Genomic DNA, 14,657 nt, shown 5'->3' on the forward strand with positions numbered 1-14,657 from the left:
TGATGCCAGCGCGTACTGCGCTGCTTGAACTGCTGCCAGCCAGCTCGTCCTCAAGTGAATGCTGCGAGGTTGTCCGCTGTCGGATGTGTGCATCCCTGGACACCAGCCAGATCGCCGAACACGGATCGTGCAGCTGCAAGGTGCTCTATCTGTGTCGAAGCTGCGGCGAGCCGTTCGACCACACCAGGGTGCCGATAGATGACGGCGGTGCGGCCGCTCGACCCACCGGTGTTACCCAACGATCGCTCGGTGCAATACAATTAGCCGATTGCGACCGAAAACCGTGAAATAATCAGTGCTGGAGAAGATTTCGCTCATCAGATGTAGGCCGTCGGTGTAGCCTCCTCAAACCTTGGCATGTGGTTGGTCGACAGTCGCGAAGGTCGAGTTGCTCTGTCGATGACGGTGACCGAGTCCATGCTTGGATGGGGCAGGCGTTATTCGCCCTCGATGCCCACGCCGAAGTCGAGGCCAACTGGACGATCTTTCAGCGCACCGTCGCCGCCTACCGACATCCCGACCGCGAGACCGGCCGCACCATGATGGCCGCACTGATCACTGCGCTCAGCGCCGGTGTCCCCAAGCCACTGCAGAAACCGATCGCCCTCGGACCGACACTGAGGAGAGGGTCTGCTGCACCATCAGGTGACAGTTTTCGGTCACCGGGCCTGACTGGCCGGTGTGGTCATGATCGCTTCGTATTCGATCAGGGTCAGCCACCCGAGGCCGGGCTGGCGTCGGCGGCGGTGGTAGATGCGTTCGATCCAGGTGACAGACGCGATCCGTAGTTCTTCTCGGGTGCCCCAGCGGCGGCGGTCCAGAACGTTCTTCTGCAGCAGACTGAAGAGCTCTCCATGGCCGCGTTGTCGCCGGCCGCGCAGCTGCTCCAATGCATTTGCGTACCGGGCAAATTGCGCGGAGATGCCGTGGTGCTGTTCGTCCGCCGCTCGGTCGCGCGCGGCGTCGCTGGGAGCAAGTAGTGGATCGTGGGCGTGAACCCGCTTGGTGGTGTACCTAACCGCTGACTCATAATCACCGGTTCTGCTGTCCGCGACCCTAACGCGGCCGCGTACCGATACAGTCGGCGGCTTGATCGGGGCAGGCCCCGACAGCGCTGGACAGCGCTGATATGTATTGGCATCGAGCCGACTTTGACCGTTCTCACGGCCGTACCGGACCCGATCTTTGGGAACAAATTTGGGAACAAGACTCTGCGAAACGGGCCTAAATATGTGCAATCGGGCGGAACCGCTCGGACTGTGTACCAGTGCTGATCTGCACAAATGAGAGACCGCGGGTACGCCAAAACTCCAGATTTCTGTCTCATAACCCAGAGGTCGCAGGTTCGAATCCTGTCCCCGCTACTAGGTAAAACGGCCCTCGGAGATTACTCCGGGGGCCGTTTTCATGGTCCGGGGAACGCATTTGGGACCGTTGGCGGTACGAAGCGGCGTCAGATGTTCGACGCTCCACGCGACAGTCCAGAGGTCACATCTTCGCGACGGTGCGCTTGATGGTGTTCGGTGCGATCCGCAGCATCGTCGGCAGCATCCTGGTCGGGCCCGGCAAGGCCATGGGCCGGCGCCGCGCCAAGGCCTTGAGGGTGACGGCGGCAACTTCTGCGGGCGGCGTCTTCTTCCCGGTGGAGTCGGCGTTCATGGGGGTGTCCGTCCTCGGCGGAAGTAGTTCGAGGACATGGGTGTTGGGAGCGAGCTGTCGGCGCAGCCCTTCGGCGAAACCATGCAGCCCGGCCTTGACGGCCCCGTAGGTCGGTGCGCGAGTGGGCGAAACGAGCGCGAAGCCCGACGTGACGAAGACGATTGCAGAGATTCGCGGCCAGCGCCGCAACACCTCGCCCGTCAACTGGATGGGAGCTGTGAGATTGACGGCGACTTCTTGTTCCAGATCCTGGGTGGCGTCCGAGTCGCCGAGGAAGTCACGGTCGACGAAAGTGCCGGCGTTGTTGACGAGGACGTCGAGCCGACCGAACCGCTCGGCCACTGCCTCCACCATGGCGGCCCTGGCCTGTGTGTTGGTCACGTCTGCCTGAATGGCCAATACGTCCGGATGTGCGCGGGACAACCTCTCCAGGGCCGCCGCTGAGCGGCCGCACACCGCTACCGCAGCGCCCTGGGCCAGAAAGGCCTCCGCCAGGCTGAGGCCGATGCCCGAGGTGCCCCCAGTGATCAAGACAACCTGTGTCGACTCATCGTGCGTGCTCATCGCCATCCCTCCGACTACTTCGGTACCGACCGGTACCGATCACGCTAGCACTTCTGTACCGATCGGATCAAAAATGCGTTCGTCGCCGGAGGGGTGGATGGCGGCGTAGTTGCTCCGCGGCCAGGCCGTCATCATCATCGTGCCTCAAATTATCATCGCGTCAGTTAATTAACCGAGAGGTCCGCCAGCGGCATATCAATTAAGAGGTTCATCGCCGTGCGAATCTGTAGTAATACAGAGTTTGTGATAACTGAAGCGAAACTGCCGAAGAAATAATCTTCTCCTCGACGCGATATGGCAACGCAGTGGCAATCGGTGCCACCTTTAATTGACGCGAATGTCGTATGTGCCTTCCGGTAATACCGAGACGGCCTGTTGCCAAGCCATTCTCGCTGTAGAGACCGCGGAACGCCGCACATCGCCGAGCCTGGTTCCAATCGGAATACGCACCCCATTGGTCGGCTACGGAATGAAAAGGCCGCATATGAAGCGGGACATGGCAATGGCAAACGGATTTGCTCTGGGTGTCACAACGGGGATACGCCTAGCGCAATAAGCGAAGCAACCAATATGCTCCGAGCACGCCAACTGGCGAATCCATTCCGGTCATTCTTGGGGAGTCTTCGTGCGAGTACGGATGCGTAAAGCCGGCGTTGCCTGCGGTGGTGCTTTGGCTGCTGTGGTTCTGGGAGTGTCTTCCGCCACGTCGGGGTGGGCCGCCAGCACAGCGCTGGTCATCGGCGGCATCGGAACCCCGACGATGCATGACGTGGTGATGTCGCAGCTTCTCGGCGGCGCACTGAGCGACGTGGAGCGGGTCAGCGTCGACTGGCCGGCAGAGGCCAGGCCGTACACCGGGGCCGACGACCTGACGTTGGGCGCCTCGATCAATGTGGGCATCACCAACCTCAGCGCCCAGATCGACGCAGCACTCGCTCGTCTCTCCCGGGACGAGGATGGCAATGTGATCAACGGCGAGCGCGTCACCGTGGTCGGGCTCTCGGCAGGGTCGCTGGTGGTGACCGAGGTGCTGCGGCTGGCCGCAGCGGACCTCGATGCGCCCGACGAGCGGGAGATCAATTTTGTCGTGGTGGCTGATTCCAGCCGCCAGGAGATCATCGACGACACGGAGAACTACAACCCCGTCTACGACTACACCTACCGGCCGGCACCCGAGACGGTGTACGACACGATCGTCGTCACCGGCGAATACGACGGGTTCGCCGACTTCCCGGACCGCTGGTGGAATCTGACCGCGGTCGCAAATGCGATGGCCGGTTCGATCTTCGTCCATATTCCGACGATGTTCGCCGACCTTACCGAGGTGCCCGAGGAGAACGTCACCGTGGAGGTGAACTCCCAGGGCGGCAGCACCACTCACTATCTGATCCCGGCCGAGAGGCTGCCTCTGGTGCAGCTGTTCCCCAGCCTCGCGCCCCGCGAGGCCGAACTGAAGGCCTCGATCGACAAGGCGTACACCCGCAACGATCCGGTTCCCTCCTGGTTGCGCAGCACCGCCGTCGCTGTTCCGGAGGCGGTCGAAGACACCGTCGAGACGCCGGCCGAGGAGACTGTGCCGGCCGAGGAAACTGTCAGCTCCGATGACGAGGCGACCGAATCCGATGCGAGCGAGGTGGAGTCTGTCTCAGACAGCGACGACGCCGACGCGAGCTCGCCGAAGGACGAGGACGACGCTGCGAGCGAGCGGGAGTCCGACGACGCCGCAACCGACGCCGACGCCGACGCTGACCGGGCCGACAGCAACAGCGACAGCGACAGTGACCGAGCGGGCGACAAGGATCGCGCTGCCAAGAGGGACAAGTCGGACCGGGGCACCAAGCGCGGCAGCGATTCCCGCGCGGACAAGTCCGACTCCAGCGATTCCGGCTCCACCGACTCGTCGGATTGACCCCCGGTACCACCAGCGCACCTTTTGATTGCCTGAGGCTGCCCGGCGTTCACCCGATCGTCGGGCGCAAGCCATGTTCTGGGGTGAAGGCGCCGTAGGCCACCGCGATTTGAAGCGAATCATGGTGGTGCCGCGGCCGCTTGCCGAGCGAATGCATCCAAGAGTTTCCCGAACGGCATACCGACAGGCGGACACCGTACCGCTGCGCGTCACCACCGCGACAGCTGCGGGACTGACACTTCGCCGTGTCCCCTCATCCGTCCCGCCGGACCGTGCTCAAAGGTGCCGCGCTACTCGCGGCGCTGCCCGTCGTCGGATTCACCACGCCACAGCGACTGAGCCCCGCGGCCGATCCGTTCACCCTCGGCGTCGCCTCCGGGGAACCTGCCACCGACGGTGCGGTGATCTGGACCCGGCTGGCGCCGCAGCCGTTGGCCGACGACGGCCTCGGGGGTATGCCGGCACGGCCTGTGGACGTGGATTGGGAAGTGGCCGAGGACAACACGTTCACGCGAACCGTGCAGCGGGGGACCGTCACCGCAGTGCCCGAGGCCGCACACAGCGTGCACGTCGAATTGGTCGGGTTGCGGCCCGGCGCCGAGTACTTCTACCGGTTCCGCTCGAACGGATATGTGTCGCCGTCGGGACGTACCCGGACGACACCCGCGGCGTCTTCGCTCGACCCGCTGACGGTCTGCGTCGCCTCCTGTTCGAACTACGAGCAGGGCTGGTTCACCGCCTACCGCAGGCTGGCCGAGGAGCACCCGGATCTGGTACTGCACCTCGGCGACTACCACTACGAGTACGGTGCCGGGCGCAGCGCAGTCCGGGTGCGTGACCACATCGGTTCCGAGACGGTGACATTGGCCCAGTACCGGCAGCGGTACGCGCAGTACAAGACCGATCCCGACCTGCAGGCCGCCCACGCCGCCGCACCGTGGCTGGCGGTGTTCGACGACCACGAGGTGGCTGACAACTGGGCCGGGACGGTGCCGGCTACACCGGACCCGGCGTTCCTGCGCCGGCGTACCGCCGCACTGCAGGCGTACTACGAGAACATGCCGTTGCGCGCGTCGGCGCGGCCCCGCGGTGCCGACATCGATCTGCACCGCAGGGTGCACTGGGGCGCGCTGGCGACGTTCCACATGCTCGACACCCGCCAACACCGAACCGATCAACCGTGTGGTGACGCGTACGCCTCCGAGTGTGTCGAACGGTATTCTCCCACTGCGACTTTGACCGGTTCGGAGCAGGAGCGGTGGCTGCTGGACGGGTTAGCGAGATCCCGTGTGCGCTGGGACGTCCTGGGCCAGCAGGTGTTCTTCTCCCAACTGGACCTCACCGCCGGCGATCAGCGTTCGTTCAATCCGGACGGCTGGGACGGATACGTGGTCAACCGGGACCGGATCGTGGCCGGCATCCGCGACTCGCCGGTGCGCAACGCGATGGTGCTGACCGGCGACGTGCATTCCCATTGGGCCGCAGACGTCCACGAACGTCCTGGCGACACCCGCACGCCCGTGGTGGCGACAGAACTGGTGACCAGCTCGATCAGCTCAGGCGGTGACGGCTCCGATACCCGTGACGAGATCGTGTCGGTGCTGGCGGACAACCCGCACATCCGATACTTCAACAACCGCAGGGGATATGTGCGGATGCGGGTGACCGCCGACGAGGTGCGTGCCGACTTCCGGGTCCTGCCGTACGTCTCCCGGCCGGGCGCCGCCGTGCAGACGGACGCGACGTTTGTGGTTGCCGACCGTGCACCGGTGATGCAACGGGTGTGAGCGCCGCCCGCCACCTACAGAAACAACAGAGCCGGCACCCCGTCGGGGCTGCCGGCTCTGAACAAGGAGCGTCGCCTCAGCGATGCATGCCCTCGTGCCGCTGGGCGATGGCCAGAAGCTCGTCACGAACCGTGGAATCCGGCATGGCGTTGATCCGCGCGTAGAGGCGGCGCCGTTTCATGGCGCGCCGGACGTCTGCGCGGAAGTGCGCGATGGACATTTCTCTCAACTCTCCTTTGGCCCCGGATTGCGGGGTTCTGTTTGCTGCTCGCTCCACTTGGGCGAGGATCACTCGGCAAGTAGAACGTCACGATGGTCTCTGTAAATTCTGGGTAAATCAACTTTGCCGGTGTGAGTTTGGATACATCCGCAGGTTGGTGCAGGTGGAGGGCGGTGTACTGGTCACCGACTAGCGGAATGCCCCCGATTCGGCCGGGCACCACTGCGGCGGACGTCAGCAGCGATCTAGCTTTGCTGAGTGGCCGCGGTCACACCGCTCGTCCAGCGGCCGGGTGTCGCTGTCTAGTCCGCCACCGCGCACTGAACGGCAGTCGGCTCGCCCTGGGCACCCATTGGCGTGATCGTTGTCGCTGGCGATTGTCCGACAGGTCAGCGTCCCTTGCGTCGCGGAATCGAAAGGTACTTGTACTCCAGGAACTCGTCGATGCCGACCTTGCCCCCTTCGCGTCCCAGTCCGGACTGCTTCACCCCACCGAAAGGCGCGGCAGGGTTGGACACCACCCCGGTGTTCACACCGACCATGCCGACTTCGAGACGGTCACTCAGGTCCAGGGCGCGATCGATGTCCTGGGTGAACAGGTATCCCACCAACCCCCAGTCGGTGTTGTTGGCACGGTTGATCACCTCATCTTCATCATCGAAGGGAACGATCGGAGCCACCGGTCCGAAAATTTCGGTGGTCATCAAGTCGGAATCGGCGGACACATCTGCCAGGACGGTAGGCGGATAGAAGTAGCCCGGCCCCTCCGGCAGCCGGCCGCCCGTCAGTGCGGTGGCGCCGCGCTGCAGCGCGTCGTCGACGAGCCGCTGCACTTTCGCGCGCCCGGCCGAGTCGATCAGTGGCCCGACCTCGGTGTCGTCGTCGAGTCCGTTGCCCACCGTCAATGCCGCCATCCGCGCCGCGAGCCGTTTGGAGAACGCGCCAGCGATGTCGCGGTGGACGTACATGCGGTTGGCCGCGGTGCATGCCTCACCCATGTTGCGCATCTTCGCTGCCATGGCACCGTCTACGGCGGTATCGATGTCGGCATCGGCGCAGACAATGAATGGGGCGTTGCCGCCTAGTTCCATCGACGCACGCATCACGGTCTCAGCCGCTTGTCGCAGCAGGAGCTTGCCCACTGTGGTGGAGCCGGTGAAACTCACCTTCCGGGCCTTGCCGCTGGTCATCCAGCGCTCCACCACAGTTGCCGCATCAGTGGTGTTCACGACGTTGAGAACTCCGTCGGGCAAACCACTTTCCTGCAGAAGCGCTGCCAGGGCCAACGAGCTCAGCGGAGTTTGGGGTGCCGGCTTGAGCACCATGGTGCATCCGGCGGCAACGGCGGGCGCGATCTTGCGGGTCCCCATGGCGAGCGGAAAATTCCACGGGGTGATGAGGACGCAGGGCCCGACGGGTTCGCGGGTCACGACGATGCGGTTCGCGCCGTCCCCGGTGGTGGTGTGGTCACCCGAGATGCGGACTGCTTCCTCGGAGAACCACCGCAGGAACTCGGCCGCATAGGCCACTTCTCCCTTGGCCTCGGCCAGCGGCTTGCCCATCTCCGAGGTCATCACTTCCGCCAGCCAATCCTGCCGGGCCATCACCAAATCGTAGGCACGACGCAATATTTCACTGCGATACCGCGGTGCGGTGCGCGCCCAAGAGGCCTGTGCCTTCACCGCAGCCGCGAGCGCATCGTCCCCGTCTGCAGGACCGGCGTCGGCGACAGCAGCAAGCACTTCGCCCGTCGCGGGGTTCTCTACGTCGAAGACCTTGCCGTCAACGGCTTCACGCCAGCGCCCACCGATCAGTAGTCCGGTGGGAATCGTGGCGATGCGAGAGTGGGAGGTGGTCGAGCCGGAACTGGTCATCGGTGCGGTCATCGGTGTAGCTCCTGTGGGGCGCGTGGGTCGAGGATCTGCGCAAGGTGTGAGGAAGCACTGGGCGCAGCGTTGCCGGTGAGTTTTCGGGCCTGCATGTGGCAGCTGAACCCGTCGGTGAGCACGACGGCGTCCGGATCGGCCCTCAAGGCCGGGGCGAGTGCCTGCTCGGCGACGGCCATGCTGACGTCATAGTGTTGGCGCTCGAACCCGAAGTTGCCGGCCACGCCGCAGCACCCGGTTGCCTCGCGGACTTTTTCGATTCCGACTGCTTCGAGCGCCCGGCGTTGGGTGGTGGCACCGAAGACTGCGTACTCATGACAGTGGGTCTGCACGGTCACCGAGGACGGTGGCGCCGCGCTCGGTGTCCAGCCGCGGTCACTTTGTGCACTGACTTGTTCGGCGAAGCTGCGGACGCGTCGCGCCACCCGGTGCGCGGCAGGCGTGTCAACGAGTTCGGGCAGGTCCCTGCGCAGAGTCGCCGCGCAGCTCGGCTCGGTGACGACGATGGGACGCTCTGTCCCATCATCGAGAGCGGTGGCGCTGCGGAACAACCGTTTTCGCGCCTGTCGTAGCTGGCCGGTGGAAATCCAGGTCAATCCACAACAGACATCGGTGCGGACCTCTGCACGATGTCCGGCGTCTTCGACGACCCGTCGCGCGGCCCCGGCGACCTCAGGCCGAAATCCCTGGGTGAAGGAGTCCACGACGAGCACCACATCGCCATCGCCCTGTTCCGTGCCATGGGACTGGAGTTCGTTTCGGAGCTGGCGCTTGGAAGCGAAGCGCGGAAGTGGCCGTTCGGTGGTCAAGCCGCCGATGCGCAGTCCGATCGAACGCAGCGGACTGGACATCACACCGTTGACCAGTGGCGCCACCCGCGAGGTCACGGCGAGCCAGCGAGGCAACCATCCCAGTGAGTAGTGCGCGATCGGGCGAACCCGACCGCGGTAGTAGTGGTCGAAGAACTCGGCCTTGTAGGTCGCCATGTCCACGCCGGTCGGGCAGTCCGACGTACACGCCTTGCACGACAGGCACAAGTCCAGTGCCTCCCGCACGTCCTCAGACGCCCACCCCTGCTCGACGGTGCGGGCGCCGCGAACCATGTCCTGCAACACCCGGGCGCGCCCGCGCGTGGAGTCCTTCTCATCACCGGTCGCCCGATAACTCGGGCACATCACACCGCTGCCATGGGAGCGGCACCGGCCGACGCCGATGCAGCGCTGGACGGCGTCGGCGAAAGTCCCGCTACCGGAACCGTTCACGTCGTGCAGAACGAACGTCGTCTGCCAGGGCAGGGCGGGAATGTCCGCCAATGCCAGTGCCTCGGTCACCGGCGCCGGATCGACGATCATGCCGGGGTTCAGCACGTTGGTGGGGTCGAAGAGACCCTTGAACTTGGCGAAGGCTTCCATCACTGCCGGGGAATACATTTCGGGTAGGAGTTGCGAGCGAGCCCTGCCGTCGCCGTGTTCCCCCGACAGCGTTCCGCCGTGTTTGACGACCAGGCGGGCGGCCGCGGTGAGGAAGGTCGACATCACTTCCCGACCCTGAGATGTTTGTTGGTCGAACGTGATGCGGATATGCATGCAGCCCGCACCGAAATGGCCGTACATCACCCCGATGAGGCGATACTGATCGAGCAGGAGCCGAAAGTCAGCAAGGTAATCGGCGAGATCCTGGGGAGCGACCGCTGAGTCTTCCCAGCCTGGCCACGAGGTGACCGTTGATCCGTCGGGTAACTCCAGCCGCGACGACAGGCCTGCCCCATCCTCGCGGACGCGCCACAGCTTCTTGCGCTCAGCGGGGTCGCGGACTTCGTGGCAGTCCAACGCTCGCCCGTGGGCCCGAAGGTCGCTCTGGAGCTTTCTGGCCTGCGCCGAAACGGCGACTTCGTCCTCTCCATCGAGGTCGACGTAGAGCCACGCACGCCCGACGGGCAACTCAGACACCGAGTCCGGGCCCCGCCGAGCCTTCATGGTCGCCACGATCTGCTCGTCGATGCCTTCGATCGCTGCCGGCGAGTATTGCAGAATCGTCATCACGTCCCGCGCGGCGTCCACGATGTCGTCATAGGCCACGATCAACAGCAGCGCCGACGACGGCACCTCCACCAGTTTCATGGTGGCTCCCACCACGATCGCGCATGATCCTTCGCTACCGACGAGTGCGCGCGCAACGTTGAAGCCGTTCTCCGGGAGGAGATTTGCCAAGTGAAAGCCTGACACCTGCCGGGGGATGCGGCCCAGTTCGAGGCGGAATTGCGTCATGTAGTCAGTGGCCAGCGCCTTGAGGCCAGCAGAGAGCTCACTGGCCCGACCCACAGCAGCCACGTCCGTGGGATCGGTGGCCTGCAGCGCGGTGCGGGTGGCGGTAAGTCGGGTGCCGTCATCGAGAACCAGGTCGAGGGACACCACATGGTCGCCAGTGCGGCCGTAGCGCACCGAGTGATTGCCGCAGGCGTCGTTGCCGATCGATCCTCCGACGGTGGCGCGGTTCCTGCTGGAGGGATCCGGCGCAAAGGTGAGCAGGTTGCCCGTGCTTTGTTCGACGGCCTGCGCGAGATCGGCCAGAATGACTCCCGGCTCGACGACGGCGGTTCGGCTTGCGGCGTCGATGGACACGACACGATTCATGTGTCGCGACAGGTCGAGCACGACTCCACGGCCAATCGCATTGCCGGCCATCGACGTTCCGCCACCTCGCGCGACGATGGGGACACCGGCCCGATGGCACGTCGCCACGAGGCGGCTGACGTCGCCGGGGTCACGAGGGAACGCGACGGCCAGCGGCGCTACGCGGTAATTCGATGCGTCGTAGCTGTACTCGGCGAGGCGCCTGCTGGTGGTGTCGATCTCGACCCCAGCGGTATCGAGTAGTCCGCCGATGTCGACGCCGTGCCCTACCACAGTCATAGGTTACCCCGACCGGGCCGGCGGGAACGGGCCCGGCGGCCACCGTTCAATGAAGTTCCTCGGCGAGAACGACGGCCAGATTTTCCAGCATCCGGTCCGCATCGCCGATCGAGAATGGCAGCGGCGGGCGGACCTTGAGGACGCTTCCCCGTGGTCCCGATGCGGAGATCAGAACGCGGCGCCGGCGCATGTGGTTGACCACGCGTAGGGTCGCCTCCCCGTCTGGGGTGTTGGAGTCCCGGTCGGTCACGATGTCCACACCGACGAACAACCCCGCACCGCGCACCTCGGCGATCTGTTCATAGTTGTCGGCAAGTGTGGAGATTTCGGACTTGAGGTAATTGCCGACGTTGTCGGCGTTGCCGATGAGATCTTCGTCGTTGATCACATCCAGCACCGCCTGTGCGGCCGCGATGGACACCGAGTTCCCGCCGAAGGTGTTGAAGTATCGGATGTTACGGCCGAACTCCACGAGCAGTTCCGGGCGGAAGGCGGCCGCGGCAATGGGAATACCGTTGCCCATCGGCTTGCCGGTCGTCACGATGTCGGGGACCAAGCCGTGGCGCTGAAATCCCCACCAGTGCTGGCCGGTGCGCCCGAAACCCGGCTGCACCTCGTCTGCGATGAACAGTCCGCCAGCGTTGTGGACCTCTTCGATGACCGGCTGAAGGAATCCCGCAGGGTCAGCGTAAATGCCATCGGAGGAGAAGATCATGTCGGCGATGAACGCCGCGACCCCGAAACCGTGGCGCTCCAGGTCGGAGATGGCTTCCCGGATCTGACGGCGCAGGCTGTCGATCAGGTCCTCGTCCCCACCGTGCCGCAGGCGGTCGGGGGCGCTGATCGTGCGCACGTGCGGCCCCAACGGGACCCCGATGCCCAGCGACGGCGAGAAGGCCGACACGTCGGCCGTGAGGCCGTGGTACGCCCCGGAGGTGACGATGATGCCCTGGTTTCCGGTGTAGTACCGGGCCACTCGCATGGCCAGATCGTTGGCTTCGGAACCCGTGCAGGTGAACATGACGTGCCCGAGGTCGGCGGGCATGGTGCCCAGGAATTGTTCGCTATAGCTGAGAATCGACTGCTGGATATATCGTGTGTTGGTGTTCAGCGTGGAGAGCTGTCGGTGAATGGCCTCGACGACGTAGGGATGACAGTGGCCGACGCTCGTGACGTTGTTGTACACGTCAAGGTAGTCATTGCCGTCGGCGTCGTAGAGCAATGTGCCGGCGCCGCGAACGATTTCGACCGGATCGTTGTAGAACAGTCGGTACCCGGGTCCCAGAAGCCGTTCTCGGTCGACGACCTGTTGACGCGTCCGTGGGGACAGCTCGTCGATGTGTGACGGGTCGAAGCCGTTCACCATGGGTTCGGACGCCTTGGGGCTGAGAGGCTTGATCATTGCCAATCCCTTTCTGTCGGAGACGTTGTTGCGCCGGTCTTCGCCAGCAGCGCTTCGACGGTGGGTGTAGCCACCGATAGCGCGCAGCGCAGCCTGCTCCAATCGAGCGCCGAATGCGACAGTCCATAGTGCCGACTGTCAGGATGGATGTTTGCGCGCCATCCGAAAACCAAGGCACGCAGTAGAAGCCGTGCAGGGGCGGCGATCGCCAGCAGCATGATGTCGCGGTCGGCCAATGGACGCACAGAGCGGTACCCGCGCACGATGTGCAGCGCGCGGTCCCACGGCCGGCGCTCGTCGACGCCGATCTGGTTGGCCACCGCGACAGCGAGCTCGAATATCAAGGGGCTGCGTACCACGTCACCGAAGTCGATGATCCCCGTCACGAACTCCTTGGACATTGGATCGACAACAACGTTGAAGGGACTGAAATCACCGTGAATCATCTGAGTTTCGAGCGTGCTGAATCGGGGCGCGACAACAGCCTCGAACTGGTCGAAAACCCACGTAGCCATGGTCACGTCGTCGCGGTCGGGAACCAACTCCAGCAGGGGCCGCAGGTGCAAGAAGCTCTTGAGATCCCAGATGAGCAGCCGCGACTCGTCCACGTGCCGAAAGTCGGTCAGTGCGGAGTCCAGCCGGGCCAACATCGCACCGACACAGGTGAATTGGGAAGACGTCGGCGTCGTGTTGGCAAGAAGAGCCCCCTCGAGGAAGGTCATCACCCGCATGATGCGGACATTGCCGCGAGGGTCGACGACAGCGGACTCGACCTGGCCGCTCGCACCGCGAACCAACCGCTGGGACGGGATGGTGTGTGCGGAGCTCTCGAGATGCAGCATGACCGCACACTGAAGGTTGACAAGCTGGGCACTCTCCGTGGCTGGAGCGATCTTGACGAGGTATTGCCCGCTTGCGGTGGCGAGACGGAACGTGTCGTCCTTTTCCGTGGGAATGCGGGTCAGCTCACCCGCCAGGTCGTACTGGCGGCGAAGCTCGGCCTCGACCTGCTGTTCGGGGAACTTCTCGGCACTCGACTCCAGCGCACTCTCCTTGGCGATCTGCGCGAGCGCGTCCGAACCGGTGATCACAGCGCCGACGCCTGCACTGGTTCGGACCGCTTGGAGCGGCGCCTCGCTGTTACCCAGCTATCGACGGAGTTCGGCATCCGAGATCTGATTCCTTTGTGATCGGGGAGACGCGCCACCGCTGGCGATGCGCGCTCCCGAGCTAGCACTCGATCGGTCATCCGGGGCCGCGACCCGGTCGGCGCCAACTGTAGAACATTAGGGCAGAATAGCCAAGGAGCTCGTTCCGTTGTCCCGTCATGGGCATGCATGTTGTTTAACAGTTGTACGCTGAGGCTATGTCTGTGGCAGATCGCATCCGGATCGTCGGGCGCAGCAGTGCGCAACAGATCGCCGACGGGTTGATGGATATGATCCTGGAAGGCGAGCTCAAGCCCGGGGAGCGCATCCGGGAGAGTGTCATCGCCGATCAGCTGGGGATTTCGCGCAACACGGTTCGTGAAGCCGTGCGGTTGCTGCAGGGGACGGGGCTGGTGAGGTACGTGTTCAATCGCGGCCTCGCGGTTTGGGACCCCTCCGACGAGGAGGTCCTGGATATCTATCGCGCGAGACTTCATCTGGAGACGGCTGCCGCGGCGTCAGTGGGATACGACACCGATCTGACGAAGCTGACGGCCGCCATGGAAGCTCTGAAGATGGCGATGTCGACCGAGGATCCGCGCACGATCGTGGAGAAGGACCTGGATATCCACCGCGCGATCGTGGGGTTGATGAATAGTCCACGGCTGAACAAGTTCTATGACGAGCTGCTCGGCGACCTCCGGTACTTTCTTCTCATCCTGTCCTTGGATCACCACGAGTACGAGAGCGACTCGACTCTGGAAGAGGAACACCAGCGGATCGTGACTGCCTTCGCTTCCCGTGACCCGGACTTGGCGCGCACCACCATCGCCGAGATCATCACGGAGAACCGCGACAAGGTCCGCAAGATCCTTGCGATTCGCACCGCTGACTGAACACGCCTGACTCGGACTCTCACTCGAGCCCACCCGACTTCGCAGCTCGCAGAACGTATCTCGCAGGCGCCGAGCAGGCCAACGCGGGATGCGCGGTAGTCCGCGCGACGAAACCGAGCGCAGTCGGTGGTCCACCCTGGCCGGGGACGCATCTGACAATGCTTCGGGCCGTTGTCTTGCACACACAGTCCGCCTGTGCTTAAGTCGATTACGCAACTGTTCAACACTAGGACATGAACGGCCGATTCGGTCGTCAGCGCCAGTCTGGAGAAAT

At 64.2% G+C, this 14,657-nt stretch carries 10 protein-coding genes and 1 pseudogene; 4 read left to right on the forward strand and 7 right to left on the reverse strand.

The annotated features are described in order from the left end of the window. The first annotated feature begins 2 nt into the window (after positions 1-2). Positions 3-287 carry a PaaD-like zinc ribbon domain-containing protein gene (locus G6N53_RS30740; RefSeq protein ID WP_435405294.1) on the forward strand — a complete coding sequence of 95 codons (285 nt, stop codon included), beginning with the start codon at positions 3-5 and terminating at the stop codon, positions 285-287. Positions 288-659: 372 nt separating this feature from the next. On the opposite strand, the pseudogene G6N53_RS12780 reads toward G6N53_RS30740, so the two are convergent. Then, positions 660-877 (reverse strand): annotated as a pseudogene (locus G6N53_RS12780) (IS3 family transposase); the annotation flags it as partial. A gap of 611 nt (positions 878-1,488) precedes the next feature. After that, on the reverse strand, positions 1,489-2,223 hold the full coding sequence (locus G6N53_RS12785) for an SDR family NAD(P)-dependent oxidoreductase (RefSeq protein ID WP_163888798.1): 735 nt from the start codon (positions 2,221-2,223) through the stop codon (positions 1,489-1,491). Between the two features lie 691 nt (positions 2,224-2,914). On the opposite strand from G6N53_RS12785, the gene G6N53_RS12790 reads away from it, so the two are divergent. Next, the gene (locus G6N53_RS12790; protein ID WP_371870821.1) at positions 2,915-4,132 is read left to right on the forward strand and encodes a PE-PPE domain-containing protein; all 1,218 of its coding nucleotides are present in this window, start codon (positions 2,915-2,917) and stop codon (positions 4,130-4,132) included. A 245-nt stretch (positions 4,133-4,377) separates the two neighbouring features. Continuing rightward, positions 4,378-5,919 carry an alkaline phosphatase D family protein gene (locus G6N53_RS12795; RefSeq protein ID WP_163888800.1) on the forward strand — a complete coding sequence of 514 codons (1,542 nt, stop codon included), beginning with the start codon at positions 4,378-4,380 and terminating at the stop codon, positions 5,917-5,919. Between the two features lie 76 nt (positions 5,920-5,995). On the opposite strand, the gene G6N53_RS29895 is transcribed toward G6N53_RS12795, so the two are convergent. From G6N53_RS29895 to G6N53_RS12815, 5 genes are all read right to left on the reverse strand, one after another. Then, entirely contained in the window at positions 5,996-6,139 is a 144-nt protein-coding gene (locus tag G6N53_RS29895; protein WP_205390371.1) for a hypothetical protein, read from the reverse strand. A 389-nt stretch (positions 6,140-6,528) separates the two neighbouring features. Next, positions 6,529-8,013: an NAD-dependent succinate-semialdehyde dehydrogenase gene (locus G6N53_RS12800; RefSeq protein WP_205390550.1), complete on the reverse strand. Its 1,485-nt coding sequence runs from the start codon at positions 8,011-8,013 to the stop codon at positions 6,529-6,531. Positions 8,014-8,021: 8 nt separating this feature from the next. Beyond that, the gene (locus G6N53_RS12805) at positions 8,022-10,937 is read right to left on the reverse strand and encodes an FAD-binding and (Fe-S)-binding domain-containing protein (protein WP_163888802.1); all 2,916 of its coding nucleotides are present in this window, start codon (positions 10,935-10,937) and stop codon (positions 8,022-8,024) included. 46 nt (positions 10,938-10,983) lie between these two features. Further along, positions 10,984-12,303 (reverse strand): aspartate aminotransferase family protein, encoded by a 1,320-nt coding sequence (locus G6N53_RS12810; RefSeq protein ID WP_163895839.1) that lies wholly within the window; start codon positions 12,301-12,303, stop codon positions 10,984-10,986. A gap of 32 nt (positions 12,304-12,335) precedes the next feature. Further along, positions 12,336-13,430 carry a phosphotransferase gene (locus G6N53_RS12815; protein WP_163888804.1) on the reverse strand — a complete coding sequence of 365 codons (1,095 nt, stop codon included), beginning with the start codon at positions 13,428-13,430 and terminating at the stop codon, positions 12,336-12,338. 281 nt (positions 13,431-13,711) lie between these two features. Between G6N53_RS12815 and G6N53_RS12820 the strand changes: the two genes are divergently transcribed. Next, positions 13,712-14,383 carry a GntR family transcriptional regulator gene (locus tag G6N53_RS12820; protein WP_163888806.1) on the forward strand — a complete coding sequence of 224 codons (672 nt, stop codon included), beginning with the start codon at positions 13,712-13,714 and terminating at the stop codon, positions 14,381-14,383. Positions 14,384-14,657: the final 274 nt, after the last annotated feature.

The organism is Mycolicibacterium hippocampi (genome assembly GCF_010723735.1).
Taxonomy (GTDB): domain Bacteria; phylum Actinomycetota; class Actinomycetes; order Mycobacteriales; family Mycobacteriaceae; genus Mycobacterium; species Mycobacterium hippocampi.